This window comes from Amycolatopsis sp. NPDC054798 (assembly GCF_053611505.1).
Genome location: NZ_JBSHAM010000029.1, coordinates 52007 through 78559, shown reverse-complemented (window position 1 = coordinate 78559; position 26553 = coordinate 52007). Strand labels below are relative to the sequence as shown.

Genomic DNA, 26553 nt, shown 5'->3' with positions numbered 1-26553 from the left:
CGCTACGGTGTGGGAGTCCGCACGGGAGCCCGAGGCACGGGCTGAGAGGGAGCTGCCGCTCCGACCGTGGAACCTGATCCGGGTCATGCCGGCGCAGGGAGCGTGATTCCACTGTGAACACCAGCACCACAACCGTCACTGTCGTCGGCGGCGGCGTCATCGGGCTGTCCGCGGCCTGGCGCGCGGCCGCTCGTGGATGGCGCGTCACCGTGGTCGACCCGGATCCCGTGCAGGGCGGCGCGTCCTGGCTGGCCGGCGGGATGCTCGCCCCGGTCACCGAGGCGTGGCCGGGCGAGGAAGCCGTGCTCAGCCTGGGGGAAGCGTCCCTGCGGCACTGGCCGGGTTTCGCACGGGACCTCGCCGCCGAGGGCACCGATCCGGGGCTGGCCGAGCACGGCACGATCGTCGTCGGGTTCGACAGCGCCGACGCCGGGCACCTCGACATCCTCGCCGGGTACCTGCGTTCGCTGGGCCGCGACGTCGAAACGCTCACCGGGCGCGAAGCGCGGCGGCTCGCGCCGGGCGTCGGTGCCGTGCGCAGCGGCCTGCACGTGCCGGGCGATTTAGCCGTGGACAACCGAAAACTGCTCACAGCGCTGAGCGAAGCGGCTACGAAGCGTGGGGTCGAGTTCCGTCGTGAACGGCTCCAAGATCTCTCCGAAGTGTCCGGGCCGGTGGTCCTTGCCGCCGGGGCGTGGACCGGTCAGCTGCATCCGTTGCTGGAGCACGCAGTACGCCCGCTCAAGGGCGAGATCCTGCGGCTGCGTCCGCGTCGCGGCTGTCTGCCGCCTCCGCCGTACACAGTGCGCGCGATGGTCGAAGGACGGCCGATCTATCTGGTACCGCGAGAAAACGGCGAACTGGTCCTTGGCGCGACGCAGTACGAAGCCGGTTTCGACCAGGCCGTCACCGCGCGCGGCGTACGCGAGCTTCTGGAAGGCGCGGAACGGATCCTGCCCGGCATCACGGAGTACGAGCTGGTGGAAGTCGCCGCCGGACTGCGTGCCGCGAGTCGTGACGCCTTGCCGTACATCGGCGAAGTGAACGAAGGCGTGTACGCGGCGACAGGACATCACCGCAACGGTTTGCTGATGGCGCCCGCGACTGCGGACGCCGTGGTCGCCTGGCTGGCTGGCGAAGCCCCGCCGCCGGAGGTCGAGGCGGCGACGCCCGCCCGTCTGGTCGAGAAGGAGCGAGTCTGATGGAGATCAAGGTCAACGGGGAGTGGCGGGAATTCCCCGACGACAGCACCGTTTCCGCGGTCCTCGACGCGCTGGGAGCGGAACGCCGCGGCGTGGCCGTCGCGGTCAACGGCGTGGTCGTGCGGCGTGGCGAATGGGAAGAAGCGGTCGTGCCGAAGGGCGCGCAGCTCGAAGTGCTGACCGCGGTTCAAGGAGGTTGAGCATGGACGACCTGATCATCGGCGAACACAAGCTGTCGTCGCGCTTGATCATCGGCACCGGTGGCGCGGCGAATCTCGAAGTGCTGGAACGAGCGCTGGTCGCGTCCGGCACCCAGCTCACCACCGTGGCGATGCGCCGCGCCGACGCCGAGGGCGGCTCCGGCGTGCTGGAACTGTTGCGGCGCTTGGACATCGAGCTGCTGCCCAACACCGCGGGCTGCCGGACGGCGGCCGAAGCCGTGCTCACCGCCCAGCTGGCCCGCGAGGCGCTGGAAACGAACCTGATCAAACTCGAGGTGCACGCCGACGACCGCACCCTGCTGCCCGATCCGCTGGAGACTCTCGAAGCGGCCGAACGCCTGGTGTCGGACGGTTTCACGGTGTTCGCCTACACCAACGACGACCCGGTGCTCGCCCTTCGCCTCGAGGAGGCGGGTTGCGCCGCGGTGATGCCGCTCGGCGCGCCGATCGGCACCGGGCTGGGCATCCGGAACCCGCACAACATCGAGCTGATCGTCTCGCGCGCGTCGGTGCCGATCGTGCTGGACGCCGGGATCGGCACGGCTTCGGACGCGACGCTGGCGATGGAACTCGGCTGCTCCGCGGTGCTTCTGTCGACGGCGGTCACCCGGGCGGCGGATCCGGAACGGATGGCGCTGGCGATGCGGAGCGCGGTGGAGGCGGGGTATCTGGCGCGTGGGGCGGGGCGGGTGCCGCAGCGGTTTTGGGCGCAGGCGTCGAGTCCGCCTCGCTAGGGTTCTCGTGAGTGGCAATGCCGGTTCTAACCGGCATAAACACTCACGAGACCTCGACCACCACCTTGCCGCGCACCCCGCCTTCCTCCAGCACCCGATGCGCCCTCGCTGTCTCCGCCAATGGAAACACCCGGTCCACCAACGGCCGCACCAACCCGGCGTTCACCCACCGGCCGAGCTCAGCGAGCAAATCAGCCTGGGGATTCCCGCTGAACGCCCGCACCCAGCGGGCGGGACGCAACGAGTTCGCCGCGATATAGCCGACCGTGCGGGCCGGACGGTCGAGGTCGAACGCGATCGAGACCATCCGCCCGCTCGGGGTCAGCAGCCGCCGGAACGCGTCGAGGTCACGCCCGACGGTGTCGAGGATGACGTCGAACTTTCCCAGCTCGCCCGGATCACGGTAGTCGAGCGCGACGTCCGCGCCGAGTTCCCTTGCCAGCTCTAGGTTCTTGGCGCTGGTCAGCCCGGTCACGTGCGCGCCCATCGCCTTGCCGAGCTGCGTGGCCACGAACCCGACCCCGCCGGTCGCGCCACGAATCAGCAGGCGTTCGCCGGGCTTCAGATGGGCTTTGTCGCGCAGCGCGGTGATCGCGGTGCTCCCCGCCAGCAGCGACGCCGCCGACGCGGGATCCAGCCCGGCTGGCACGTGGTCCAGCCGATCGGCGGCCATCGCGTGGTACTCGGCGGCGGTGCCCATCCGCCTCCCACAGGCCCAGACGAGGTCGCCGGCAGCGAACCGGCTCGTCCCGGGTTCCACGACCTCGCCGACCAGGTCCACGCCGATCCGTTTGGGAAAACGCTTGCCGCTGAACGGAAGCAGCTTCCCGGACCGCATCGCGAGTTCGCCGCCGTTGACCGATACCGCGCGCACCCGGACGAGGACTTCGCCGGGGCGGGGCACCGGTTTCGGGACATTCGCTTCGTGCAGGACTTCCGGCGGTCCGTAGCGGTCGTAGACGATGGCACGCATCGAAGTGGAAGGCATGTTCCACTTCTAGCACGGAAAATGGAAAGGGTCTTCCGTTTGGCGTAAAGTGAGAGAGTGCCGGAAAAATCGACTCAGTTGCGCACTGACGCCGCCCACAATCGCGCGCACATTCTCGAAGTCGCCGAGCGCACCTTCGAGTCCGAGGGCCTGGACGTGTCGATGAGCGAGCTGGCGCGCCGGGCGGGCCTCGGCGTCGCCACGGTGTACCGCCATTTCCCGACCAAGGCCGACCTGGTCGCCGAAGCCTTCGCCGAGCCGATGGCCGAATGCGCGGGCATGCTCGACGAGGCGCTCGCCGACCCCGACCCGTGGCGCGGGTTCTGCCGGGTGATCGAGGAGATGTGCGCGATGCAGGCGCGCAATCACGGTTTCTCCGCCGCGATCGTGACCGCACTGCCGGATCAGGCTGCTTTCGGCCAGTTGCGCGATCGCGCGCTGCAGGCGTTCACCGAGCTGATCCGCCGGGCGAAGGAGGCCGGTGCGCTGCGGGCCGACTTCGCGGTTTCCGACCTGTCATTGATCTTGCTGGCCAACGGTGGACTGCGGTCTGGCGCGGGAACCGCGGCACCGGCGGCGTCGCGGCGGCTCGCGGGATACCTGCTGCAGTCCTTTCGCGCGGAGACGGCCGCACCGCTGCCGCCGCCCGCGAAGCTTCCGCTCGACGTGTCGGTGCTCTAATCGGGCGGCCAGGCTGCACAAATTACCGGGTGATGGTGATTTCGCCCGCGCTTGACGCGGACTGAGCACGGGCACGCCGTATGGTTGACGGCACCCTTTCCGGCGCACCCAGCGGCGGGCACCAGCGTCAGGAGGAGCCGATCGTGACTCTTTCCTCGGTCCAGGACGTAACGGGCCGGTTGTACCTAGCGGTGGGGCGGCTTTCCCGCTCGCTGCGCCAGGCGGGCGCGCCCGGACCCGGGCACGGGTCGATCTCGGCGCTGGCCACGCTCGTCCACTTCGGCGAGCTGCGCCTCGGCGACCTCGCCGCGAAGGAAGGCGTCGCGGCGGCCACGATGTCGCGGATCGTGGCCACGCTGGTGGAGGCCGGTTACGTCACGCGCGAGTCCGACCCGGTCGACCGGCGCGCCTGGCTCGCCCGCGCCACCGAGGAAGGCGAACGCCTCATCTCCGGCGTGCGGTCCACCCGCGTGCAGGAGCTCAACCGCCGCCTCGACCGGCTCACGCCCGAGGCACGCGAGTCGATCATCGCCGCGCTGCCCGCGCTGGAAGCCCTGATCTCCGACGAGGGCTAGCGCTCCTCCGGGGCCAGCCGCCAGAACGCCGACACCGGGCCGACTTTCGCGCCCATCGGGTACGAGTGTTCGACGGCCTGCGAGACGAACCATTTGCCGTAGCGCGCCGCTTCCACCACCGGCATGCCCTTGGCCAGCCCGGCGGTCAGCGCGGACGCCATGGTGTCGCCGGCGCCGTGCGTGTGCGGGGTCTGCCAGCGCGGGCCGGGCAGCTCCACGAACGTCGAACCGTCGAAGAGCAGGTCGACGCACTCCGGGTCGGACTGCAGGTGGCCGCTCTTCACCAGCACGTACTTCGGGCCGAGCTGGTGCAGTACGACGGCCGCGGTGTGCATGCCTTCGCGGTCGGTCACGGTCATGCCGGTGAGCAGCCGCACCTCGTCCAGATTCGGCGTGAGCACGGTGGCGCACGGCAGCAGCTCGTCGCGCAGCGCGGCGAGGCCGTTGTCGTCGAACAGCGACTGCCCGGTCATCGCCGCGGCCACCGGGTCGACCACGAACGGAATCGCGCCGTCCCGCCCGATCCCGGCCTTGTCGCAGGCCGCCGCGACCGCGTGGATGATCTCCGCGGACGCGAGCATGCCGGTTTTCGCCGCGCCGACGCCCATGTCGGCGGCGACCGCCTCGATCTGCCCTGCCACGATGTGCGGCGGCAGATCGGCGCGGTCGTGCACGCCGAGGGTGTTCTGGACGGTGACCGCGGTGACCGCGACCAGTCCGTGCACCCCGCAGGTGAGGAAGGTCCGCAGGTCCGCCTGCAGCCCGGCGGCCCCGCCGGAATCGGATCCGGCGATGGTGAGCGCGGAGGGCGGGCTCGGGTTCTCTGTCATGTGCGCGTTCCGACTTCTGGTCTGGTCCATTGAGGCAATGGTGCTTCATTCACAGTCCACCACGATGGCACAGTAAACGTCCGTGCTGGTCCTCCTGACGAAGGAGACATCTGTGAAGCTCGCCGCGGCCGGTCTTCTCCTCCTGTCCGCGCTGGCCGTGCCGGGGGTGGCGCACGCGGACAGCCCGAAGCTCTCGCACGTGACCACGGTCGGCGTGCACAACACCTACGATCCGGCCGCGTACCCGTACCTCGCGCAGGCGCTGGACAACGGCTCGTCCCTGCTGGAATTCGACGTGTGGCCGGACTTCTTCACCCACGAGTGGAAGGTCAGCCACTCCAACCCGCTGGGCAACAGCAACAACTGCGTCGACGCGCGTTCGGCTGCCGACCTTTACTCCGGCGGGACGAACAAGGACCTCGAATCCTGCCTGGACGACATCCGGATCTGGCTCGGCGCGCATCCCGGGCACGGGCCCCTCACCCTGAAGATCGAAATGAAGACCGGTTTCTCGGCGAATACCGGCCTCGGCCCGGCCCAGCTGGATGCCGCGTTCCGCGACCATCTCGGCGACGCGGTGTTCAAGCCCGCCGACCTTCTCGGCAGTCACGCCACGCTCGACGAAGCGTCCAAAGCGGACAATTGGCCGACGCTGGACGCGTTGCGGGGCAAGGTGCTCACCGAGATCATCCCCGGCACCGTAGAAGAGGGGAATCCGACCGACACGCTGCACGCCGATGTCGAGTACGCCGGCTATCTGCTGGCGCAGAAAGCTGCCGGAAAACTGAACGCGGTACAGATCTTCCCGACCGTGCACGGTGCCGCGGGCGGCGACCCGCGCGACAAATACTCCGCGGAGCAGAAACCGTGGTTTGTCGTTTTCGACGGAGACGCGAGCGAATGGCTCGCGAAGGCCGGAATGTCCTGGTACGACGAAAACCACTACTACGTGGTGATGACGGACGCGCAGAACGTCGCGCCCGCCATCGACGACCACAACCCGACCGTCGAGCAGGCGACTCAGCGGGTGGCCGAACTGGCTAAGCAGCACGCTTCCGTGGTGACGTCCGACTGGACCGGCCTCACGACCGTGCTGCCGACGGTGGATTCGCGCGGCTAAAACCGCGGCGGCGGTTTCAGCACGGCCATCCGGTATTCGTACACCGCTTGCGCTTCGGCGATCCCCGGCCGGGGTGTGACGCCCGATTTGCGGATCGTTTTGACCGCCGAAGCGGTGCGGTGCTCGGCAACCAGGCCGTCGACCTCGTGCTGCACCTCAAGCGGCAGCCTCGCCCACAACGCTTCCGGTGTCTCGCTCATCCGGCCAGTGTCGCATTCACTGCGGGTTCGCGAGCCGCCAGAACGGGGAGACCGGGCCGACCCCGGCACCGAGCGGATACGCCTCCAGGACGCAGCGCTCGATGAACCGTTTCGCCTCCGCGACCGCGGTGGGCACGTCCGCGCCCTTCGCGAGCGACGAGGTGATCGCCGACGCCATGGTGTCGCCGCCGCCGTGGGTGTTTTCGGTGTCGATGCGCGGTCCGCTCAATTCGATCACCGCGGAGCCGTCGGTGAGCAGATCGACGCAATCCGCGGCGTCGTAGAGGTGTCCGCCCTTGACCAGGACCCACTGGGAACCGAACTCCAGCAACGCTTCTGCCGCCGCGCGCTGGCTTGTGGCATCGGTGACCGTGACGCCGGTCAGCAGCCGGACCTCGTCGAGATTCGGCGTGATGAGCGTGGCGCGCGGGAACAATTCCGTCCGGATCGCTTCCAGTGCTTCCTCGCGCAGCAATGCGTGGCCGGTCATCGACGCGGCCACCGGGTCGACCACGAACGGCGTGTCCGTGGTGCGTCCAATGTGGACTTCGTCCAGTGTTTTCGCTACCGCCTGAATGATGTCCGCGGTGGCGAGCATGCCGGTCTTCGCCGCGTTGACGCCCATGTCCTCGGCGACCGCTTTGATCTGCGCGGTGACGACGTCGACCGGGATCTCGGAGAATCCTTGCACGCCAAGCGAATTCTGCACGGTGACCGCGGTGAGCGCGACCAGGCCGTGCACGCCGTTGGCGAAGAACGTGCGCAGGTCCGCCTGCACGCCCGCACCACCGCCGGAATCGGACCCGGCGATGGTGAGGGCGGTGCGAGGAGTGACTGTCACTGGTTGACCACGGGGAGGTAGACCTTGTTGCCCTGCTCGGAAAACTCCGCGGACTTCTCGGCCATGCCCGCCTCGATCGCCTCCACAGAGGACAGACCGTGCTCCTCGGCGTACTTGCGCACGTCCTGGGTGATCCGCATCGAGCAGAACTTCGGCCCGCACATGGAGCAGAAATGCGCGGTCTTCGCCGGTTCGGCGGGCAGCGTCTCGTCGTGGAAGGACCGCGCGGTGTCCGGGTCGAGCGACAGGTTGAACTGGTCGTTCCACCGGAATTCGAAGCGGGCCTTGGACAATTCGTCGTCCCAGTCCTGCGCGTACTGGTGGCCCTTGGCGAGATCGGCGGCGTGCGCGGCGATCTTGTAGGTGATCACGCCGGTCTTCACGTCGTCGCGGTTGGGCAGCCCGAGGTGCTCCTTCGGCGTGACGTAGCACAGCATCGCCGTGCCGTACCAGCCGATCTGCGCCGCACCGATCGCCGAGGTGATGTGGTCGTAGGCAGGCGCGATGTCCGTGGCGAGCGGGCCGAGCGTGTAGAACGGAGCCTCGCCGGTGAGCTTTTCCTCCAGCTCGACGTTTTCCTTGATCTTGTGCATCGGCACGTGGCCGGGGCCCTCGATCATCACCTGCACGTCGTGCTCGCGCGCGATGTGCGTCAGTTCGCCGAGGGTTTCCAGCTCGGCGAACTGGGCGCGGTCGTTGGCGTCCGCGATCGAGCCGGGACGGAGACCGTCGCCGAGGGAGAACGTGACGTCGTACTCGCGCAGGATCTCGCACAGCTCGGAGAAATGCGTGTACAGGAAGGATTCCTGGTGGTGCGCGAGACACCAGGCGGCCATGATCGACCCGCCGCGGCTGACGATGCCGGTGACCCGGCGCGCGGTGAGCGGGATGTAGCGCAGCAGTACGCCGGCATGCACCGTCATGTAGTCGACGCCCTGCTCGCACTGCTCGAGCACAGTGTCGCGGTAGATCTCCCAGGTGAGCTTTTCCGGCTCCCCGTTGACCTTTTCCAGCGCCTGATAGATCGGCACGGTGCCGACCGGGACCGGCGAGTTGCGCACGATCCACTCGCGCGTTTCGTGAATCCGCTTGCCGGTGGAGAGGTCCATGATCGTGTCGGCGCCCCAGCGAGTGGCCCACACCATCTTGTCGACCTCTTCCTCCACAGAGGACCAGACGGCCGAGTTCCCCATGTTGGCGTTGATCTTCACCAGGAAGTTCTTGCCGATGATCATCGGCTCGGTCTCCGGATGCTTGCGGTTGACCGGAATCACCGCGCGCCCACGGGCGACCTCGTCCCGCACGAACTCCGGAGTACAGCGTTCGCGCGCGGCGATGAACTCCATTTCCCGGGTGATCACCCCGGCTTTGGCCCAGCCGAGCTGAGTGTTGTGCTCCCGCCCGTCAGCCCAGCCGGAACGGAGCGGGTGAAGTCCATTGTGGACATCGATGTTCGCGTCCGGGTCGGTGTAGGGCCCGGACGTGTCGTACACGTCGAAGTGCTCCCCGTTCGACAGGTCGATCCGCCGCGCCGGAACCCGCAATCCGGATTCGGTGCGGTGATAGACCTTCCGCGAGCCAGTGATCGGCCCGGTGGTGACGGACGGCGTGATGGCACCCTGGTTTTCCAGCGTCGTCAACGACGTTCACTCCCTACGCCGGCATTACCCGGTCAGGTTCATGCGGTCGGTGACGCCGGGTGCCCGCGAGATGGACACCAGTCACCCTCTCAGCCCGCCAAGGCGCGAGCTCCCGCGTTGCATTCGGTTGAGGTTGCTTGTCCGACGATGCCATGGCGCCTCGGGTTGGCACAACCCTGCCGCAGTGTTTGATTGCCGCGGCTCCGCCGCGGCGCCGAGATCGCCGGGGAGCTGGTTTCTTCCCTCCCGATTTCGCCGGCCCGGGGGGCCGTCGAAATCGCTCAGTCCAGAAACCAGCGCGATCTCGGGTTTCGGTCCAGTGGGCGGGGCGGGTCTCGGGGGGCAGTGAGTGGGGCGGTCTCGGGGGGGCGAGAAGTCTGGGTCTGGGTGGCGCGGGGTGTGGTCGAGGGGGCTGGGAGGGCGCGGAGCGGGTTAGGCGTCCGCGGGGTCTTTGGGGGGCAGCCAGGTCAGGCCGGGCACGCCCCACTTGTTCTTCTTCAGCATCTTCTTCGCCGCGCGTGCGTGGCGGCCGACGAGGCGGTCCAGATAGATGAAGCCGTCTAGGTGATCGGTCTCATGCTGGAGGCAGCGCGCGAAGTAGCCGGTGCCCTCGACCTCGATCGGTTTGCCCTCGACGTCGAAGCCGGTCACCTTCGCCCATTTGGCGCGCCCGGTCGGGTACGACTCGCCGGGGGCGGACAGGCAGCCCTCCCAGTCGTCGTCCGGGTCCGGCATGGTCTCCGGGATCTCGGAGGTCTCCAGCTTCGGGTTGACCACCACGCCCTTGTGCTCGACGCCCTCATCGTCCGGGCAGTCGTATACGAACACCCGCAGATCGAGCCCGATCTGGTTGGCCGCGAGGCCCACGCCCTCGGCCGCGTACATGGTTTCGAACATGTCCTCGACGAGGGTGGCCAGCTTGTCGTCGAACTCGGTGATCTCGCGCGTGGGCTGGTGCAGCACGGGTTCGCCGGCGATGCAGATGGGGTGGACGGTCACGGACGCCGAGTTTAGTCGGACCCTTCTGGTACACCTGGATCGGACCGTGACGCGCCGTGTCGGATGCCCATGTCGAGCATGGGTTCCGTGGTTCAATGACGCCCGCGGAAGGACTGCCGACACCGATTGCGAGGACCGCATGGACGCCGCGGAGTCGATGGCTGGAGACCAGCCGTCGCCGCCGGAAAATGTCGGTGGCCTTACCGAACGTGAACTGGACATCCTCGCGTTCGAGCGGCAGTGGTGGCGCCACGCCGGGGCGAAGGAGAACGCCATCCGGGAGCGCTTCGGGCTGTCCTCGACCCGTTACTACCAGTTGTTGAACACGCTGCTGGCCAAGCCGGAGGCCGTCGCGGCCGATCCGATGCTGGTCAAGCGGCTGCGCAAAACGCGCGCCGCCCGTCAGCGCAAACGCGGGGCCCGGCGGTTGGGGATCGAGCTGTCATGAGCGTTTTCTCGGGACTGTCCCGGCCGTTGAAGGCCGCGGGGGTCGCGCTGATCGGGGTCGCGGTGGTCGCCGCCGTCATCGGCGGGGTCACCGTGCTCAACACCGGCGGCGACCAGAACGCCGGACCGAGCACGTCCGGCGAGCCTACCGCGCCCGGCGGATCGTCGTCCGCGCCGCAGCAGTCGTCCTCGGCGGCACCCAGCTCCACTCCGTCTTCGCCCGCCTCGTCGGCACCGGCGTCCTCGTCCGCCGCGTCGTCGGCTCCGGCATCGAGCCAACCTGGCCAGCCCGGGCAGCCCGGCGGCCAGCCGGGCCAGCAGCCAGGGCAGCCGGGCCAGGCGGGTCCGGACCAGCAGGCCTCGAACAAATGGGTCACCCTGCGGGTCTACAACAACTCGCTGATCAAGCACCTCGCCGAACAGGCCGCCGCCGATTTCCGCGGTTCGGGCTGGAACGTCGCCGAGGTCGGCAACTACGCGGACGGCGTCATCCCGACGACCACGGCCTACTTCCGGCCGGGCACCGACGAGGAAGCCGCCGCGAAGCAGCTGGCCAAGGAGTTCGGCTTCCAGGCTCAGCCCCGGTTCGAGGGCATCCAGAACTCCAGCCCTGGCGTGATAGTGATCATCACGAAGGACTACCAGCCCGGACACAAGGGCAGCTGACCGGTCTTATGACAGCCCGCGCTACGGCGCGGGCTTTGTCATGTGTGCCCGGGCATTGCCCAGCTGGTTCGCTTTCCGCTCGGCCTCCGCTTTCGGAGCAGCGGACGACTCGGTATGCCCGGGACTCAACAGGCAGGTCGCGTGGCGAGTCGTTGCCGATCGGCCGCCGGAGCACTGTCCCGGCTCAGCGCGCCCCAATGTGGCATTGGGTGCGTCTGACGCACCGAACGCCACATTGGGTGCGTGGCATGCACCCAATGCCACATTGGGGCTTTTCTCCGCAAGCGGGTGCAGTGCTCGGCGGTCCGCGACGTCGAACGTCCGTGAGGGCCCCCTTGAGGGAATCAGATTCCCTCAAGGGGACCCTCACGGACCTCCCAGCCACGCCACCCGGCACAAGCTAGGTGTGCCTGGTGCGGGGTGGCGGGATGTCGTGAGTGCTGGCCCCCGGCGAAAACCGGCACCAGCACTCACCACCTCAACGTTCCTGCTGCGCCTGCGCGTAAGCCTCCAGCGTCGCCAGCTGCGCAGCATCCAGCGACGGCCGCACAGCCTCCCGTGCCTTCTCCAGATGCGCCGCGGTCACCTCGCGCGCCTCCAGCGACTCGCGCATCGCGGTCAGCGCCGCTTCCCGGATCAGCGCGGCGCAGTCGGCGGCCGAGTAGCCCTCCAGCGCTTCCGCGGTGGCCGCGAGGTCCACATCGGACGCCAGCGGGGTGTGCTTGGCCGTCGCGGAGAGGATCGCGGCGCGGGATTCGGCGTCCGGCGGCGGCACGTAGATCCGCCGCTCCAAGCGGCCGGGACGCAGCAAAGCCGGGTCGACCAGTTCGGGCCGGTTCGTCGCGCCCAGCACGACGACCTCGCGCATCGGCTCCACGCCGTCCAGTTCGGTGAGGAGCGCGGCAACCACGCGGTCGGCCACGCCGGAGTCGGACGACTGGCCTCGGCGCGGGGCGAGCGCGTCGATCTCGTCGAGGAAGATCAGCGACGGGGCGGCGTCGGCGGCCCGGCGGAAGAGGTCGCGCACCGCGCGTTCCGACTCGCCGACCCATTTGTCCAGCAGTTCCGCGCCCTTGATCGCGAACACGTTGAGCGCGCCGGTGCCGGCGAGCGCCCGGACGAGGAACGTCTTGCCGCCGCCGGGCGGGCCGTACAGCAGCACGCCGCGCGGCGGTTCGATGCCGAGCCGGGCGAACGAGTCCGGGTAGCGCAGCGGCCACAGCACGGTTTCGGTGAGCGCCTCCTTGACCGACGTCATGTTGCCGACGTCGTCCAGGGTCAGGCCTCCGGTGGCCAGGTTGTCCGAAGTGGACAGCGAGATCGGCCGGACGGTGGCCAGAGCGTCGAGCAGGTCCTGCTGGGAGATCTTGGGTTCCTCGACGTCGCGCTGGCGCAGCGCGGCCCGCAACGCCGCGTCCCGGCGAAGGGCGAGCAGGTCGGCGGCGACGAATCCGGGGGTCCGCTCGGCGAGCACGCCAAGGTCGGCACCGGATTCGACCGGTACGTCGCGGAGCAGGATCCGCAGCAGTTCGACCCGCGTTTTCGCCTCCGGCAGCGGCACGCCCAGCTCGCGGTCGAGCAGGTCGGCTCCGCGCAGCCGCGGGTCCACCGACTCGGCTCGCGCGGTCGTGGCCACCACAGCCAGTCCGTCCCGGCGCAGCGCGGCGCGCAATTCCTCCAGCACCACCGTCGCCACCGGCGGCGGCTGCGTGGCTGGGAGCAGCGCGTCGATGTCATTGATCAACAGCACGCCTGGACCGTCGCCGTCCGCGACCCGGTCGATGGCCTCGCGCAGAGAACGGTGCGCCGCATTCGGTTCCAGCACCGCGATATTCGGCGCGGTCACCGACACCACGCGCACCTTTTCCGCAGCGGCTACCGATCGCACCAGCGTCGCCTTGCCGACGCCTTCCGGCCCCGACAGCAGCACGCCCAGATGCGCCGAAGTGCCCAGTTTGGCGAGCAGTTCCGGCCGGTGAAACGCCAGGTCGAACCACTCGGCCAGCTTGCGCGCCGCGCTCTCGGCCCCGACCAGATCGGCGACCGGCACCGGATCGTCCAGCTCTTCCTCGCGCGCCTCGGTGACGACCTCCTCGACGATCTCCGCTTCGAGGTAGTCCTCGGCCGCGGTAACGGCGGTGGTGCGGACGAGCGCGGTCGCGGAGCGCACCGGCGGTTCGCTGCTGGTCGGCGCGCCAGTGCGCGCGCCGTCCCGCCAGCTGACCACAGTGGACGGTCCAACGACGACTGCTCCGGCCGGTTCGGTAGCCGTGACGGTCAGCAGTTCGTTGGTCCAGGTCGCCCCGATCACGCGGGACAACTGCCCGCGCACGGCGGCGACGTCCGAGCCCGGCGCGGGCGCGAGGTCTTGCGGCAACAGGGAAACCGCGTCGCCGCGGGTCAGCACCTTGCCGGTGAGCGCGAGCCGCAACGTCTGCGGCGACACCGAAACCGACGCCAGCCTGGACCCGGACACGGTGACCGTGCGGGCAGCGGTGACCTCCGCAGGCGCGACGACCACCTCGCCGCCCTCGGCGACGCCAAGGTTCGACATGGTGACGTCATCGGTCAACACGACACCCGGCGTCGCTTCCTCCGCGGCGGGCGCGGCCAAGGCGGCACTGCGCCGCGCGCCGGTGAGGTGCACGGCGTCCCAGGCCCGCAGGCCGAGCGCGTCGAGCACTTCCGGGTGCAGCCGGACGACTCCCCGCCGCGCGTCGAGCGCGGACGGCGTGTGCCGGACGGTCAGGGTGATCTGCGGATCGCTCACGCTGCTCACCCTAATGAACCGGTGGGCGGTTATGCGCGAACGAAAGGCCGCGTGAGGAACGCTTTGACGACGACGTTGAGCCGCCGGGCCAGGAAGCGGAGCGGGGGTCCGCCGGCGAGGCGGCCGAATGCTTCGAAGCAGGGATCGCCGTTGACCGGCCAGGCCCAGGCGGGCCGCGTGCTCTTTCGAGATCGACGGAGACGAGTCTGTGGTTCGCGCAGTCTTCGCCGCCTGAGCTACCGCTTCGCCCAGCCGTCGAAGTAAAGGATGTCCTCCACCGCCGGACGGGCAGCGGGGGAGAACTCACGCTGGGTCGAATACGCCACCGCGAGCAGGCCGATCTGCACGACGTCGTCGGGACGGCCGAGGATCCGCGCGACGTCCGCCTCCCTGCCGCCGAGGTGGTAGCTGCACAGCGAGCTGGCCAGTCCGTGCGTGCGAAGGGCGAGCTGGGAGCTCCAGATCGCCGGGTAGATCGAGCCGTAGTACGCCGACAGTTCGGCGGTGTCCGGATCCGTGGGCTGGCCCAAGGGCTCTACGAGCAGTTCCGGCAGCATCCGGCGGTGCTGCGGACCCTGGTCGCGGAGGAGGCCAACCCGCGTTCTCCGGGGGCCTTGAAGGTGATCGACAGCATGCTCGGTGCCCTGCTGGACGCCGGACTGGACGACACCGGAACCGTGCGCGCGTACCGCTCGCTGACCGGACTCGCGTTCGGTGCCGTGCTTACCGAGGAAACCGGTCTGGCCGGGGCGCGGGCAGAGCGCGCTGAGCCGGTCGACGACTGGTTCCGCCGCATGGCGACGCCCAGCGAAACACCGAACCTGCACCGCTTGCTGCCAGTGCTGACCGACGCTGATTGCCGCCAGGATTTCCGGACGCAGCTGGACGTGTGGGTATCCGCACTGGGAACGCGGAAGGCCTGAAGCTAGCGGCGCCGAATGCCGATCCGGCGCCAGCTGCGGCGCCGCTGGCTGGGCCCGGACGTAGCCGAGCTGTGGTCCCGATCGCGCAGATTCCGGCTTCGCACCAGGTCCGAATTCGTCCGCGGCAACCGCACCGCGCGCATCGCCGCACCGGCGACCCGGCCGGAGGCGGGGCGCAACCGCAGCCGTCGGTGGCTGCGTGCGCGGCGGATCGCGCGGCGCTCCCTCGGCGGCACTTCCCATGCCTCCGGGTGCGCGGCGAGCCAGCGGTGCCGGTAGACCGCGTACGGGATGTGCAGCAGGTACAGCACCAGTGCGACCGCCAGCGCCGCCAGCGGGAACACGATGATCGCGGCGGCCAGCAGGCCGACGCCCACCAGCAGCGGCGCGATCGCCTTCGCCGGGGCCTTCGCGGTCTTCAGCGACAGCGTCGGGATGCGGCTGATCAACAGCGCGGCGACCGCGATGGTCCACACCAGCACCACGTACTGCTCCGACCACCAGCCCTCGCCCCACTGCAGCGTGGCGATCAGCGGCAGCATCGCGACCAGGCCACCGGCCGGTGCGGGCACGCCGACGAAAAACTCGGCGGCGTACGGCGGCTGGTCGGTGTCGTCGAGCAGCGTGTTGAAGCGGGCGAGCCGCAGGATCATGCAGACCGCGAAGATCAGCGACGCGACCCAGCCGATGCGGTCGCCGTGCGACTGCCAGATGTAGAGCACCAGCGCCGGCGCGACGCCGAACGAAATGCCGTCGGACAGCGAGTCGAGTTCGGCTCCCATTTTGGAAGTCGCGTCGAGCAGACGGGCGATGCGGCCGTCGAGGCTGTCGAGCACGGCGGCGATGCCGATCGAGGCGATCGCCATGGCGTAGTTGCCGGTGAGGGCGAACTGCACCGAGGACAGACCGGCGCAGAGCGCGAGCACGGTGATCGCGTTCGGCAGCAGCCGGACGCCCGGGGTGGTCACGCGGACCATGGTCAGCTTTCTCCCTGCACAGGAAGTTCGGCGAGCACGGTTTCGCCGCCGACGGTGCGCTGGCCCTTGGCCACCACGACCCGGCTGCCCGGCGGCAGATAAGTGTCGACGCGCGAGCCGAAGCGGATGATGCCGTAGGTCTCGCCAGCGGCCACCTTGTCGCCCTCGCGGACGTCGCACCGGATGCGGCGCGCGACCAGCCCGGCGATCTGCACGACGACGAGCTCGTGGCCGTCGGCCGTGTGCAGCACCAGCGAGTTGCGCTCGTTGACCTCGCTCGCCTTGTCGAGGTCCGCGGAAAGGAACTTGCCCGGTTTGTAGGCCACCTTCGAGATCACTCCCGTCGCCGGCGTGCGCTGGACGTGCACGTCGTAGACCGACAGGAACACGCTCACCCGCATCCGCGGCTCGGCGGGCAGGCCGAGTTCGGCGGGCGGAACCGCTTCCTCGATGAGCGAGACGGTGCCGTCGGCGGCCGAGATCGCGACGTTGTCCCGCAGCGGGGGCACGCGCTTCGGCTCGCGGAAGAACGCCGTCATGCCCGCGGTGGCGAGCGCGCCGACCACACCGAGACGCTTGGAGAACCGGCGCAGCACGAACGTCGCGGCGAGGCCGCCGAGGAGGAACGGCCGTCCCGCCGGATGCATCGGCGGGAACGTCTCGCGGGCCAGCTGGACAGCGTGCGCGAGGGGGTTACCGGTGGGCTGGCCGCTCATGGGTCGAGTTCCCCGCTGTTCGTCTCGGTCGGTGTAAGGGTCCGATTTGGGCTTCCCCACGCTACCGCCCGCCTGCGGCGGACCCGGCGGCCCCTGGTCGTAAGGGTTGCCCCGGCGCGGGTGGGCGCGACCACAAACCGGTAACGACGCGTCGAACAATCCGATAACACCGGGTAGTTGACGCCGCTCGGGACCGGTGCCCGGGCCGACCTGGCGAGGGAGACGATGGCGGTACCCGATCTGCTCGCGCAGCTGCTGCGCGCCTGGTGCCGGGATGTCCTGTCGGTGCCCGTTCCGCAGCTCGTCGACCCTGCTCGCGCCGCTCGGCTCGTACAGGACGCGGCCCGGGTGCATGCGTCCCCCGACGAAGCACGCACCCGGGCGCGGAACGAATCAGTTTAGCCCGCGGCCAGGGCGTTCTGACCGATCGTCGGGAAACCGTTACCAACGGTCACGATCGCGCCGGCTCCCGCTCGCAGCGCTGACCAGCCGCAATACGAGCAGCAGCACGATCGCGCCGAGGATGGCGACGCCGAAGCTCGGAAAATCGAACTCGAAGTGCTGCTGCTCACCGGTCGCGAGCCGGTAGACGAAGCCGCCGAGCGCCGCCCCGACCACGCCGACCAGCACGCTGACGAGACAGCCCTGCCGCTGCCGTTCCCGGCCGCCGACCACGAGGTTCGCGATCCAGCCGACCAGCGCGCCGAAGACGATCCACAGGATGATGCCCATGCCGCGAGGATACCTGCGGGCTATTGCACAAGAGTTGTTGTACAACTACTCTTGTGCATCATGGAAGTCCGCGATTCCCGAGTGCTGGCCGCGATGTCGCATCCGCTGCGCCGCCGCCTGCTGGACATGCTGAAACTCGACGGCCCGGCGACCGCGTCGGTGCTCGCGGAGAAAACCGGGCAGGCGGTGGGCAACGTGAGCCACCATCTGAAGGTGCTTTCCGGCGCGGGATTGGTGGTCGAAGCGCCGGAACTGGCGCGGGATCGGCGAGAGCGGTGGTGGCGGCGCGCGTCGGACTCGTTGTCGTGGGCCACTTCGGACTTCGCCGGGGATCCGGTGGCGGAGGTCGCGGAGACGGTGAGCCTCGATCGGCAGATGACGCTGTCCCGAGGCTGGCTTTCGGAACTGGAGACGGCTCCGGAGGAATGGCGCGACGCGTGGTTCTCCAATGACGCATGGCTGCGGTTGACGCCATCGGAATTGGCGGAACTGAATGATCGGGTGGCTGCGCTGTTCGCGGAGTTCGGCGCTCGGGCGGCTGCGGATCCCTCGACGGAGCGGGAGCCGGTTTTCGTGTTCGGGCGCGGTTTCAGAGCGCAGCCGTGAGGAACGCCGCGTTCCGTCTCTTGTGGACTGGACAGACGGTCAGCACGGTCGGCAGCGCGGTGGCGAGTGCGTCGGTTCCGCTGGTGGCGTTGCTGGTGCTGCACGCTTCGACGTTCGAGGTGGCTTTGCTGACCGCGGTCGCGTGGCTGCCTTGGCTCGCGGTGGGTTTGCCCGCCGGGGCCTGGGTCGACCGGTGGGCTAAACGCCGGGTGATGCTGGTGTGCGACATCATTCAGATGGCGGCTTTTCTCGCGGTGCCGATTTCGTGGGCTTGCGGATTCCTTTCCCTGGGAATTCTCGTGGCCGCCGCTTTGGTCGGCGGATTCGCAAAAGTGTTCTTTTCGCTTGCTTACCGGGCTTTCCTGCCGTCCGTTGTGGACGATGCTTCGCTGTTGGGAGCCAACGTCCGGCTGCAGGGTGCGGAATCCGCGGCCCAGATGGGCGGTCCCGGTCTGGCCGGACTGTTGGCGACCGCGTTCGGACCGGTGAGCGGGGTGCTCGTGGACGCGTTGAGTTTCGGATTTTCCGCGCTGTGTTTGCGTTTCCTGCGTGCGGACGAGCCTCCTGCGCGGTCGCGGACCCGGCTGCGTGCCGAAATCGCCGAGGGCATGCGAATCGTGGCCCGGGATCCGTACCTGCGGGTGCTGGTGCTGTCCGGCGGCGTCGCGAACCTTGCCCTGAACGGGTTTTTCGCGGTGGCAGTGGTGTTCCTGGTCGACGATTTGGGCCAGGGACCCGGTGTCGTCGGGATCGTGCTCGCTCTCGGCGAGGCAGGCGGGGTGCTCGGCGCGACGCTGGTGAGCCGGGTCGCCCGGCGGACCGGCACCGCTTGGGGCTTCCTGTGGTGCGAGGCTTTGGTGGTACCGGCGATGCTGCTCGGCCCGCTGGCCCAGCCCGGGTGGGGGTTGACGCTGTTTGTCCTCGCCGGGGCGGGAATCGCGGCGGGCGTGGTCGGGTCGAACGTGCTGGGCGCGACGTTCCGGCAGCGGTATTGCCCGCGCCATCTGTACGGCCGGATCAGCGCGAGTTCGGCGATGGTCAACTACGGCACGATCCCGCTCGGCGCTTTGCTGGGCGGAGCGCTCGGGCAGGCGGCCGGGGTGCGGGTGGCGATGTTCGCGATGGTGGGCGTGCAGCTGGCGTCGCTGGGGGTGTTGTTCGCGGGGCCGTTGCGGCGGGCGCGGGACTTTCCCCAAGTGGCGCTTGCTGTGGACAACCCGGCTGAAGGGGCCGGGGTTGTCGGTGGGGGCGGATAGACTGGGCAAGGGCCGTCCCCCGGGAAGGGTGGGGGCTGCCCAGGGTGGCGGGACTAAAGCAGCAGCACCTCAACCTCATCCCCCTCCGCAACCTCCGAAACCTCCTCCGGCAACACGATCAAGCAGTTCGCCTGCGTGAACGCCGCCAGCAAATGCGACCCCGGCCCGCCTCGAGGCCCGACCACCCCGGTCACCTCGCCCAGCACCGGCGTGAAGAATCCCCGCCGGAACTGCCGCCGCCCAGCCGGGGACGTCATGTCCTCGGTCAACCGCGCCCGCACCCGTCGCCGGTCCACGTCTGAATGGCCCATCGCCGCCAGGACCGCCGGTCGCAGGAACGCCTCGAACGACACCAGCACGCTCACCGGATTCCCCGGCAGCGTCACCACCGGCACGCCGTTCCACCGTCCGCAGCCCTGCGGTCCGCCCGGCTGCATCGCGATCTTCTGGAATTCCACGCCCTGTCCGGACAGCGCGTCCTTCACCACTTCGTAAGCACCGGCCGAAACCCCGCCGGAGGTGATCAGCAGGTCCGCAGACTTCAGCCGCGGTTCGATGATCTCGCGGAACTCCGCCACGTCGTCCACCACGCTGCGCACGACCTCGACCGCGCAGCCGAGCTCGCGCAGCGCCGCCGCCAGCATCACGCTGTTCGATTCGTAGATTTGCCCGTGCTGCAACGGGTTCGGGGCTTCCACCAGCTCCGTGCCGGTCGACACCACCAGCACCGACAGCGGCCGGTGCACCTCCAGTTCAGCCAAACCCACCGCGGCGGCGAGGCCGAGGTGCGCGTGGCTCAGCACGGTGCCCGCGTGCAGTGCGACGGTGCCCTTCGTGACGTCCTCGCCGGTTCGGCGGATGTGGTTGCCCGCCGTGGCCGCACGGGAGATCTGGACCTCCGAGGTGCCGCGGTCGGTGTCCTCGACCATCACGATCGCGTCCGCGCCCGGGGGCAGGGGAGCGCCGGTCATGATCCGCTGAACGGTACCCGATTCGAGCGGTTGGACATCAATTCGGCCGGCTGGGATGTCATCGGCCACGGGAAGCGTCACCGGCACCTCGGCGACGTCCGCGGCGCGCACGGCGTACCCGTCCATCGCGGAGTTGTCGAACGGCGGCAGCGCCACGCCGGCGAGCACGTCGCGGGCCAGGACGAGTCCGGCGGCCTCGGCGACCGGGACAGTGCAAACGGGCGCGCGGCCGAGCAGTTCGGTCACGGTCTCGCGGTAGGCGTCGACGGAGATCACGCGGACCATCCTCCCTCTTGCTGCCCGTCGTGCAACACTCTCCCGGCACAAGCCGGGGAACACGGGGAGAGTTCTGATGCAGTTTCGGGTCCGCAACCAGTTCGGGCGCGCCGCGCTCGCGACCCCTCGCTGACATGCGCGTCCACACCAGGCACACGCCGGGATTCGGCGTCGCCCGCGTGCTGCTCGCCCCCGGCGAAGCGGTGCAGGCCGCCGCGGAATCGTTGCTGGCCAGCAGCTTCAACGTGGCCGAGACGAACCAGAACCGCGGCCGCAAGGGCGGTCGTTCGGTGTTCACCGCACCGCCCGAGGGCGGCTGGGTCGACCTGGCCCCGCTCGGCCCCGGCGACGTCTATCCGCTCGAACTCACCGGCTCCACCGGCTGGTCCGTGCACCGCGAAGGCGTGCTCGCCCGGCCGGGCACGGTCCGCGTTGACCAGAACTGGGCCCCGCTGCAGCAGTTGTTCGGAGCCGATTCCGGGTTCCTCGAGCACTACAGCGGCCGCGGCCCGCTCCTGCTCACCGCGCCCGGCCCGGTGGACTCGTTCGACCTCGGCCGCGGCGAGATCGTGACTGTGCGCCCGGACTATCTCCTCGCCTATCCCGACGCCGTGCAATGCCGGTTGCGCGCGCTTGACCCGAGTGGCCCACAGTCGTTGCGAACCGGCGAAGGGCTCGTCCTCGATTTCGCCGGACCGGGAACCGTACTCGTCCAATCGCGCAACCGGCGAGTATCGCAGGCGTAAGGGGATTCTGCCGATTACCCCATTGCCGGGAGCGCTGATTCCGGTAGCGTGAACTCCACTTCGCACGCTGATGGACAGCGGATTCTTGTCCCGAGGGAGGGCGCCGTGGCAGTCGGCACCGTCAAGTGGTTCAACTCGGAAAAGGGCTACGGGTTCATCGAATCACCCGAAGGTCCGGACGTCTTCGTTCACTATTCGGCGATCCAGGCCGACGGATTCCGCACCCTGGACGAGGGCGACCGCGTGGAGTTCGAAGTCCAGTCCGGCCGCGACGGCCGAAGCCAGGCCGCGGACGTCCGCAAGGTGTAGCGAGGGCATCTCCGCTGACCGGTTGGGCGAACCGGCAGTGACAGCGGATACCGGCGCGTTAAGCTGCGCTGCGTGACAGGCGACGTGTCGGGGGACCTCACCGGTCGCCAGCTGGGCCACTACCGCATCGACTCGGTGCTCGGCAAGGGCGGCATGAGCGTGACCTACCAGGCCACGGACACGCGGCTCGGCCGCAAAGTGGCGCTGAAGGTCATCGGCGACCATTTGGGAGCCGACGCCGAGTTCCGCGAACGGTTCGTCGACGAGGCACGCAACACCTCCGCGATCGACCACGCCAACGTCGTCCCGCTGTACGACTTCGGCGAACTCGAGGGCATGCTCTACATCGCCATGCGGATGGTCGACGGCGGCGACCTCGCGGGCCTCATGTCCGCGGGCCCGATCAGCCCGGCCCGCGCGCTCAGCCTGCTCGACCAGGTCGCCGACGCCCTCGACACGCTGCACAACCACGGCCTCGTGCACCTCGACGTCAAACCGGCCAACGTCCTCGTCACCAGCCGCGAGACCTCCCGCGAGCACGTCTACGTGGCCGACTTCGGCCTCACCCGCCGCGGCGCCACCGGCCACCGCACCCGCGGCGGCGACTTCCTCGGCTCGCCCACTTACGCCGCGCCGGAACACCTGCGCGGCGAACCGCTCGACGGCCGCACCGACCAGTACGCCCTCACCTGCGTGCTGTTCGCCTGCCTGACCGGCAACCCGCCCTTCCGCGGCGACGTCCCCACCGTCATCAAGGGCCACCTCGGCGGAGAACCGCCGTCGGTGGCGGCCGTGGTCGCGCTCCCGGCCGCACTGGACGACGTGATCCGCAAGGGCATGGCGAAAAGCCCGAACGACCGCTACCCCAGCTGCGTCGCGATGATCGCCGCCGCCAGGGTGGCGCTCGGCCCGCTCGCGACCTCGGACACCCCGCCGGGCCCCGCCCGGCCGAACGGACTGCCGGAGGCGGGCATGCAGCAAGGACCTGGCGCGGCTGGCGGGCCTGGCTCCGGTGGGCAGGGCGGTCCTGGTGGACCCAGCGGTCCGGGCGGACCGGGGACTGGCGGTGCCGCTGGACCCGGCGGGCCTGGTGCCGGTGGACCGGCCGGACCTGGCGGACCGGGCGCTCAGCCGGGAGGCCCCGGTGCGGGTGCGCCCGGCGGTCAGGGCGGTCCCGGTGCTTGGGGCGCCCCGCAACCCGGTCAAGCCGGATACGCCCAGGGCTACGGAGGCCCCGCCGGTTACGGCAACCAGCTCCCGCCCGGTTATCCAGCACAGCCCGGCCAGCCCCAGCCCGGACAGTCCGGCCAACCGGGCCAACCACAGCCCGGACAGCCGCAACCAGGACAACCCGGTCAGCCGCAGCCCGGCCAGCCTGTCCAGCAGGGCTACCCCGGCCAGGCGCCGGCAGGCCCCCCGCCCGGCTACGGCTACCCGGGCCAGCCGGGTCAACCCGGCCAACCCGGTCCGGGCCAGCAAGCTCAGCAAGGCCCCCCGCCCGGCTACGGCGGCTACCCGAACCAGCCCGGCTACCCCGGCCAGAACCCGAACCAGCAGAACCACCCGAACCAGGCCTTCGGCGACCCGATGCGGCTGCGCCCGCCGTCCCCGGCGGGCGGCGCGGGCGCGTTCGAAACGAAGCCCAAGAGCGGCGGCCTGAAGTGGCTGTGGATCGCGCTGGGGGTGCTCGTCGCGGCCGGACTGGTCGTCGGCGCGATCTTCCTCTTCGGCGGGGACGACAACGGCAGCGGCGGCACCGCTCCGACGTCGTCGGCTCCCAACATCCCGGTCGGTCCGGGCGGCTCGAAGTCCGCCGGTCCGTCGTCGCTGCGCCCGCCGCCGTCGTCGATCCACATCCAGCCGAGCCACTGACCCGGCTTCCCCGCTCGAGCTGGGCACCGGCGCTGACCTGCGCTCCTTGCACTCGACCCCGGAGAGTGCTAAACACGGCATTGGCACTCGACGCCGTCGAGTGCTAGGCGAGCGGTCACCGACCGCCTGCCTGAAGGTCGGGACGGTGAGGCTGACCCACCGGTCAGTCGTCCGTCGCGGGCACCGAGCCTGGCCGAGGACGTGTCCTGCTGCCGCCGCTGGAGACAGCGCGGCGGTGGCGCCCAATACCGGAGGACCACACCGCAATGGCCAAACTGATCGCGTTCGACGAGGACGCCCGCCGCGGTCTTGAGCGCGGCTTGAACACCCTCGCCGAAGCCGTCAAGGTGACCCTCGGCCCGCGGGGCCGGAACGTCGTGCTCGAAAAGAAGTGGGGCGCGCCGACGATCACCAACGACGGTGTCTCCATCGCCAAGGAGATCGAGCTCGAGGACCCGTGGGAGAAGATCGGGGCCGAGCTCGTCAAGGAAGTTGCCAAGAAGACCGACGACGTCGCCGGCGACGGCACCACCACCGCCACCGTGCTCGCCCAGGCGCTCGTGCGCGAGGGCCTGCGCAACGTCGCGGCCGGTGCCGACCCGATCTCGCTGAAGCGCGGCATCGAGGCGGCCGTCGAGGCCATCACCGAGCAGCTGCACAAGGCCGCCGTCCAGATCGAGACCAAGGAGCAGATCGCTGCTACCGCCTCGATCTCGGCCGCTGACCGCACCATCGGCGAGCTGATCGCCGAGGCGCTGGACAAGGTCGGCAAGGAAGGCGTCGTCACCGTCGAGGAGAGCAACACCTTCGGGCTTGAGCTGGAGCTCACCGAGGGCATGCGCTTCGACAAGGGCTACGTGTCCGGTTACTTCGTGACCGACCCGGAGCGCCAGGAAGCCGAGCTGGAGGACCCGTACGTCCTGCTCTTCGGTTCCAAGATCTCCAACGTCAAGGACGTCCTGCCGCTGCTGGAGAAGGTCATCCAGTCCGGCAAGCCGCTCCTGATCATCGCCGAGGACGTCGAGGGCGAAGCCCTGGCGACCCTGGTCGTCAACAAGATCCGCGGCACCTTCAAGTCCGTCGCCGTCAAGGCCCCGGGCTTCGGCGACCGCCGCAAGGCGATCCTGCAGGACATCGCGATCCTGACCGGCGGCCAGGTCATCTCCGAGGACGTCGGCCTCAAGCTGGAGAACGCGGACCTGTCGCTGCTGGGCCGCGCCCGCAAGGCCGTCATCACCCGTGACGAGACCACCATCGTCGAGGGCGCCGGCGACGCCGACCAGATCCAGGGTCGCGTCAACCAGATCCGCGCGGAGATCGAGAACTCCGACTCGGACTACGACCGCGAGAAGCTGCAGGAGCGGCTCGCGAAGCTGGCCGGCGGCGTGGCCGTCATCAAGGCCGGCGCCGCGACCGAGGTCGAGCTGAAGGAGCGCAAGCACCGCATCGAGGACGCGGTGCGCAACGCCAAGGCCGCTGTGGAAGAGGGCATCGTCGCCGGCGGTGGCGTGGCCCTGATCCAGGCTGCCGAGGCCGCGTTCGCGGGCCTGAAGCTGACCGGTGACGAGGCCACTGGCGCGAACATCGTCAAGGTCGCCGTCGAGGCTCCGCTCAAGCAGATCGCGATCAACGCCGGTCTCGAGGGCGGCGTCGTGGCGGAGAAGGTCAAGAGCCTGCCGCAGGGCCACGGCCTGAACGCCGCCACCGGCGAGTACGAGGACCTGCTCGCGGCCGGCGTGCCGGACCCGACGAAGGTCACCCGCTCCGCGCTGCAGAACGCCGCTTCCATCGCGGCGCTGTTCCTGACCACCGAGGCTGTCGTCGCGGACAAGCCGGAGAAGGCTGCTGCCGCTCCGGCCGACCCGTCCGGCGGCATGGGTGGCATGGACTTCTGAGTTCGGCTGCTTTCCGGCGAAGCCCGGTTCACCCTCGCGGTGGGCCGGGCTTCGCCCGTTCTGGGGCCAGCAACCGCCGGGCTCAGTCTTCGGGGGTCAGTACGGCGGCCGCGGCGTAGACCGGGAGGATCACCCCGGCCGAGAGCACGGCTCCGGCGACCGCGGCGATGCGCACCATCGAGGGGTCGACGTTGAGGTAGTTGGCCCATCCGCCGCACACGCCGGTGAGCATGCGGTCGGAGCGGCTGCGGAAGATCTTCTTGGCCGGTGCGGCCTGCACGTTGTCCGTCATGCCAGCAATACTCCGCGACCGGGGCGCCCCGCACATCCGGGATCGCCCCGGACCGCGACCCTGAAGTCTCCCTTACCCGCTGATCCGGCGGACCCGTTCGAACCGGTCCAGCCACGCCGCTTCCACCTCGGGCGACGCGGCGAACCCGGCGTAGGCGTCGGGTTCGGGTGCTTGCCTCGGCACCGGCAGATAACCGTCCACAGGGGACAGTGTGTTGGTGCAGACATCCCCGCGCAGCAACGACATCGTGCCGAGCCCGCAGGCGAAATCCAGCTCCGGCAGAGCCCCGGCGAGCGCGAGCCCGGCGGCCAGCCCGACGCTCGTCTCCACCGCCGACGACACCACGCAGGGCAGCCCGCACGCCTCGGCGACCTCCAGCGCGCGGCGCACTCCGCCGAGTGGGGCGACCTTGAGCACGGCGATGTCGGCGGCTCCGGCGACGGCGACCTTCAGCGGATCTTCAGCGCGGCGGATCGATTCGTCGGCCGCGATCCGCACCGAGACCCGGCGCCGGACTGCGGCCAGATCGTCAATCGTCGGACACGGCTGTTCGGCGTACTCGAGTCCACCGGCTGCGCGGTCCAGTTCGCCCAGAGCGTGCACGGCGGTGTCGACATCCCACGCCATGTTGGCGTCGACTCGGATCGCGCCGGACGGACCCAGCGCGTCTCGTACCGCTTCAATGCGCGCGCAATCCTCAGCCAGCGTCGCGCGTTTGTCCGCGACCTTGACTTTCGCCGTGCGGCAGCCGGAGTCGCGGACCAGTTCGTACGCGCGTTCCGGCGGCACGATGGGGACCGTCGCGTTCACCTCGATGCGGTCGCGGACCGGCTCTGGCCAGCCCTTTTCGCTCGCTTCGAGCGCGGCCGCGAGCCAGGGCACGCTCTCGGCGTCCGAATAGTCGGCGAACGGGCAGAACTCGCCCCAGCCGGCGGGGCCGCGGAGCAACAGTCCTTCACGGACGGTGATGTCCCGGAACCGGGTGTGCAGCGGGAGCGCGTAAACCTGCATGACTGTCGATCATGCCATCGCCGCGGCGAGGGGAACCGAGGTGCCGCGGGGGCCGTC

The 26553-nt window shown here is 69.6% G+C and carries 30 protein-coding genes and 1 riboswitch; of the genes, 16 read left to right on the top strand and 14 right to left on the bottom strand.

Annotation, left to right across the window (positions count from 1 at the left end; all coding sequences use genetic code 11):
• The first annotated feature begins 11 nt into the window (after positions 1–11).
• Positions 12–117: riboswitch (TPP riboswitch) on the top strand.
• The 3 genes from thiO (at position 114) to thiG (ending at position 2157) form a co-directional block, all read left to right on the top strand.
• The gene (thiO, locus tag ACWGIC_RS19720) at positions 114–1202 is read left to right on the top strand and encodes a glycine oxidase ThiO (protein WP_452077383.1); all 1089 of its coding nucleotides are present in this window, start codon (positions 114–116) and stop codon (positions 1200–1202) included. Its footprint overlaps the riboswitch before it by 4 nt.
• Positions 1202–1402: a sulfur carrier protein ThiS gene (thiS, locus tag ACWGIC_RS19715; protein WP_009084038.1), complete on the top strand. Its 201-nt coding sequence runs from the start codon at positions 1202–1204 to the stop codon at positions 1400–1402. Before thiO ends, thiS begins: the two co-directional genes overlap by 1 nt.
• A 2-nt stretch (positions 1403–1404) precedes the next feature.
• The gene (gene thiG, locus ACWGIC_RS19710) at positions 1405–2157 is read left to right on the top strand and encodes a thiazole synthase (protein ID WP_452077382.1); all 753 of its coding nucleotides are present in this window, start codon (positions 1405–1407) and stop codon (positions 2155–2157) included.
• 43 nt (positions 2158–2200) lie between these two features.
• On the opposite strand, the gene ACWGIC_RS19705 is transcribed toward thiG, so the two are convergent.
• A complete protein-coding gene (locus tag ACWGIC_RS19705) occupies positions 2201–3145 on the bottom strand; it encodes an NAD(P)-dependent alcohol dehydrogenase (protein ID WP_452077381.1) in 945 nt (314 codons plus the stop codon).
• A gap of 57 nt (positions 3146–3202) precedes the next feature.
• On the opposite strand from ACWGIC_RS19705, the gene ACWGIC_RS19700 reads away from it, so the two are divergent.
• Positions 3203–3826 (top strand): TetR/AcrR family transcriptional regulator, encoded by a 624-nt coding sequence (locus ACWGIC_RS19700; RefSeq protein WP_452077380.1) that lies wholly within the window; start codon positions 3203–3205, stop codon positions 3824–3826.
• Positions 3827–3969: 143 nt separating this feature from the next.
• Positions 3970–4401, top strand: a complete 432-nt coding sequence (locus tag ACWGIC_RS19695) for a MarR family winged helix-turn-helix transcriptional regulator (RefSeq protein ID WP_452077379.1) — start codon at positions 3970–3972, stop codon at positions 4399–4401.
• On the opposite strand, the gene thiD (ACWGIC_RS19690) is transcribed toward ACWGIC_RS19695, so the two are convergent.
• Positions 4398–5231 (bottom strand): bifunctional hydroxymethylpyrimidine kinase/phosphomethylpyrimidine kinase, encoded by an 834-nt coding sequence (gene thiD, locus ACWGIC_RS19690; protein ID WP_452077378.1) that lies wholly within the window; start codon positions 5229–5231, stop codon positions 4398–4400. The genes ACWGIC_RS19695 and thiD (ACWGIC_RS19690) overlap by 4 nt on opposite strands.
• A 112-nt stretch (positions 5232–5343) precedes the next feature.
• Between thiD (ACWGIC_RS19690) and ACWGIC_RS19685 the strand changes: the two genes are divergently transcribed.
• Positions 5344–6351: a phosphatidylinositol-specific phospholipase C domain-containing protein gene (locus ACWGIC_RS19685; protein WP_452077377.1), complete on the top strand. Its 1008-nt coding sequence runs from the start codon at positions 5344–5346 to the stop codon at positions 6349–6351.
• Here ACWGIC_RS19685 and ACWGIC_RS19680 read toward each other — a convergent pair.
• The 4 genes from ACWGIC_RS19680 to ACWGIC_RS19665 form a co-directional block, all read right to left on the bottom strand.
• Positions 6348–6551, bottom strand: a complete 204-nt coding sequence (locus tag ACWGIC_RS19680; RefSeq protein ID WP_452077376.1) for a hypothetical protein — start codon at positions 6549–6551, stop codon at positions 6348–6350. The genes ACWGIC_RS19685 and ACWGIC_RS19680 overlap by 4 nt on opposite strands.
• Before the next feature lie 16 nt (positions 6552–6567).
• The gene (thiD, locus tag ACWGIC_RS19675; protein WP_452077375.1) at positions 6568–7392 is read right to left on the bottom strand and encodes a bifunctional hydroxymethylpyrimidine kinase/phosphomethylpyrimidine kinase; all 825 of its coding nucleotides are present in this window, start codon (positions 7390–7392) and stop codon (positions 6568–6570) included.
• Positions 7389–9032, bottom strand: a complete 1644-nt coding sequence (gene thiC, locus ACWGIC_RS19670; RefSeq protein WP_452077374.1) for a phosphomethylpyrimidine synthase ThiC — start codon at positions 9030–9032, stop codon at positions 7389–7391. The genes thiD (ACWGIC_RS19675) and thiC overlap by 4 nt, the downstream gene beginning before the upstream one ends.
• Before the next feature lie 432 nt (positions 9033–9464).
• Complete coding sequence (locus tag ACWGIC_RS19665) at positions 9465–10031, bottom strand: peptide deformylase (RefSeq protein WP_452077373.1); 567 nt, start codon at positions 10029–10031, stop codon at positions 9465–9467.
• Positions 10032–10170: 139 nt separating this feature from the next.
• Here ACWGIC_RS19665 and ACWGIC_RS19660 point away from each other — a divergent pair, with 139 nt between their 5' ends.
• Both ACWGIC_RS19660 and ACWGIC_RS19655 read left to right on the top strand, forming a co-directional pair.
• Entirely contained in the window at positions 10171–10479 is a 309-nt protein-coding gene (locus tag ACWGIC_RS19660; RefSeq protein WP_067579729.1) for a DUF3263 domain-containing protein, read from the top strand.
• A complete protein-coding gene (locus tag ACWGIC_RS19655) occupies positions 10476–11144 on the top strand; it encodes a LytR C-terminal domain-containing protein (protein WP_452077372.1) in 669 nt (222 codons plus the stop codon). The genes ACWGIC_RS19660 and ACWGIC_RS19655 overlap by 4 nt, the downstream gene beginning before the upstream one ends.
• 478 nt (positions 11145–11622) lie before the next feature.
• Here ACWGIC_RS19655 and ACWGIC_RS19650 read toward each other — a convergent pair whose 3' ends face one another.
• Both ACWGIC_RS19650 and ACWGIC_RS19645 read right to left on the bottom strand, forming a co-directional pair.
• Positions 11623–13914, bottom strand: a complete 2292-nt coding sequence (locus ACWGIC_RS19650) for an AAA family ATPase (RefSeq protein ID WP_452077371.1) — start codon at positions 13912–13914, stop codon at positions 11623–11625.
• A 236-nt stretch (positions 13915–14150) separates the two neighbouring features.
• Entirely contained in the window at positions 14151–14471 is a 321-nt protein-coding gene (locus tag ACWGIC_RS19645; protein WP_452077370.1) for a hypothetical protein, read from the bottom strand.
• A gap of 6 nt (positions 14472–14477) precedes the next feature.
• Between ACWGIC_RS19645 and ACWGIC_RS19640 the strand changes: the two genes are divergently transcribed.
• A complete protein-coding gene (locus tag ACWGIC_RS19640; protein WP_452077369.1) occupies positions 14478–14837 on the top strand; it encodes a TetR/AcrR family transcriptional regulator C-terminal domain-containing protein in 360 nt (119 codons plus the stop codon).
• A gap of 2 nt (positions 14838–14839) precedes the next feature.
• Here the strand turns inward: ACWGIC_RS19640 and pssA are convergent, their stop codons facing one another.
• Entirely contained in the window at positions 14840–15814 is a 975-nt protein-coding gene (gene pssA, locus ACWGIC_RS19635) for a CDP-diacylglycerol--serine O-phosphatidyltransferase (RefSeq protein WP_452077368.1), read from the bottom strand.
• Positions 15815–15816: 2 nt separating this feature from the next.
• Positions 15817–16530 carry a phosphatidylserine decarboxylase gene (locus ACWGIC_RS19630; RefSeq protein ID WP_452077367.1) on the bottom strand — a complete coding sequence of 238 codons (714 nt, stop codon included), beginning with the start codon at positions 16528–16530 and terminating at the stop codon, positions 15817–15819.
• A gap of 225 nt (positions 16531–16755) precedes the next feature.
• On the opposite strand from ACWGIC_RS19630, the gene ACWGIC_RS19625 reads away from it, so the two are divergent.
• Positions 16756–16932 carry a hypothetical protein gene (locus tag ACWGIC_RS19625; RefSeq protein WP_452077366.1) on the top strand — a complete coding sequence of 59 codons (177 nt, stop codon included), beginning with the start codon at positions 16756–16758 and terminating at the stop codon, positions 16930–16932.
• 39 nt (positions 16933–16971) lie between these two features.
• On the opposite strand, the gene ACWGIC_RS19620 is transcribed toward ACWGIC_RS19625, so the two are convergent.
• Positions 16972–17262 carry a GlsB/YeaQ/YmgE family stress response membrane protein gene (locus ACWGIC_RS19620; protein ID WP_452077365.1) on the bottom strand — a complete coding sequence of 97 codons (291 nt, stop codon included), beginning with the start codon at positions 17260–17262 and terminating at the stop codon, positions 16972–16974.
• Positions 17263–17322: 60 nt separating this feature from the next.
• Here ACWGIC_RS19620 and ACWGIC_RS19615 point away from each other — a divergent pair, with 60 nt between their 5' ends.
• The gene (locus ACWGIC_RS19615) at positions 17323–17868 is read left to right on the top strand and encodes an ArsR/SmtB family transcription factor (RefSeq protein ID WP_452077364.1); all 546 of its coding nucleotides are present in this window, start codon (positions 17323–17325) and stop codon (positions 17866–17868) included.
• The gene (locus ACWGIC_RS19610) at positions 17865–19124 is read left to right on the top strand and encodes an MFS transporter (protein ID WP_452077363.1); all 1260 of its coding nucleotides are present in this window, start codon (positions 17865–17867) and stop codon (positions 19122–19124) included. Before ACWGIC_RS19615 ends, ACWGIC_RS19610 begins: the two co-directional genes overlap by 4 nt.
• 53 nt (positions 19125–19177) lie before the next feature.
• Here the strand turns inward: ACWGIC_RS19610 and moeA are convergent, their stop codons facing one another.
• On the bottom strand, positions 19178–20371 hold the full coding sequence (gene moeA / locus ACWGIC_RS19605; RefSeq protein ID WP_452077362.1) for a molybdopterin molybdotransferase MoeA: 1194 nt from the start codon (positions 20369–20371) through the stop codon (positions 19178–19180).
• Between the two features lie 134 nt (positions 20372–20505).
• On the opposite strand from moeA, the gene ACWGIC_RS19600 reads away from it, so the two are divergent.
• The 4 genes from ACWGIC_RS19600 (at position 20506) to groL (ending at position 25193) form a co-directional block, all read left to right on the top strand.
• Positions 20506–21117, top strand: coding sequence for an AIM24 family protein (locus ACWGIC_RS19600; RefSeq protein ID WP_452077361.1), 612 nt, complete (start codon positions 20506–20508; stop codon positions 21115–21117).
• A 105-nt stretch (positions 21118–21222) separates the two neighbouring features.
• Positions 21223–21426 carry a cold-shock protein gene (locus ACWGIC_RS19595; protein ID WP_009083993.1) on the top strand — a complete coding sequence of 68 codons (204 nt, stop codon included), beginning with the start codon at positions 21223–21225 and terminating at the stop codon, positions 21424–21426.
• Positions 21427–21498: 72 nt separating this feature from the next.
• Positions 21499–23298, top strand: a complete 1800-nt coding sequence (locus ACWGIC_RS19590) for a serine/threonine-protein kinase (protein WP_452077360.1) — start codon at positions 21499–21501, stop codon at positions 23296–23298.
• A 266-nt stretch (positions 23299–23564) separates the two neighbouring features.
• Complete coding sequence (gene groL, locus ACWGIC_RS19585) at positions 23565–25193, top strand: chaperonin GroEL (RefSeq protein ID WP_009083991.1); 1629 nt, start codon at positions 23565–23567, stop codon at positions 25191–25193.
• An 82-nt stretch (positions 25194–25275) separates the two neighbouring features.
• Here the strand turns inward: groL and ACWGIC_RS19580 are convergent, their stop codons facing one another.
• Together ACWGIC_RS19580 and ACWGIC_RS19575 are read right to left on the bottom strand one after the other, a co-directional pair.
• Positions 25276–25485, bottom strand: coding sequence for a PspC domain-containing protein (locus tag ACWGIC_RS19580; RefSeq protein ID WP_037807882.1), 210 nt, complete (start codon positions 25483–25485; stop codon positions 25276–25278).
• Positions 25486–25557: 72 nt separating this feature from the next.
• On the bottom strand, positions 25558–26496 hold the full coding sequence (locus tag ACWGIC_RS19575; protein WP_452077359.1) for an o-succinylbenzoate synthase: 939 nt from the start codon (positions 26494–26496) through the stop codon (positions 25558–25560).
• Positions 26497–26553 lie beyond the last annotated feature (57 nt).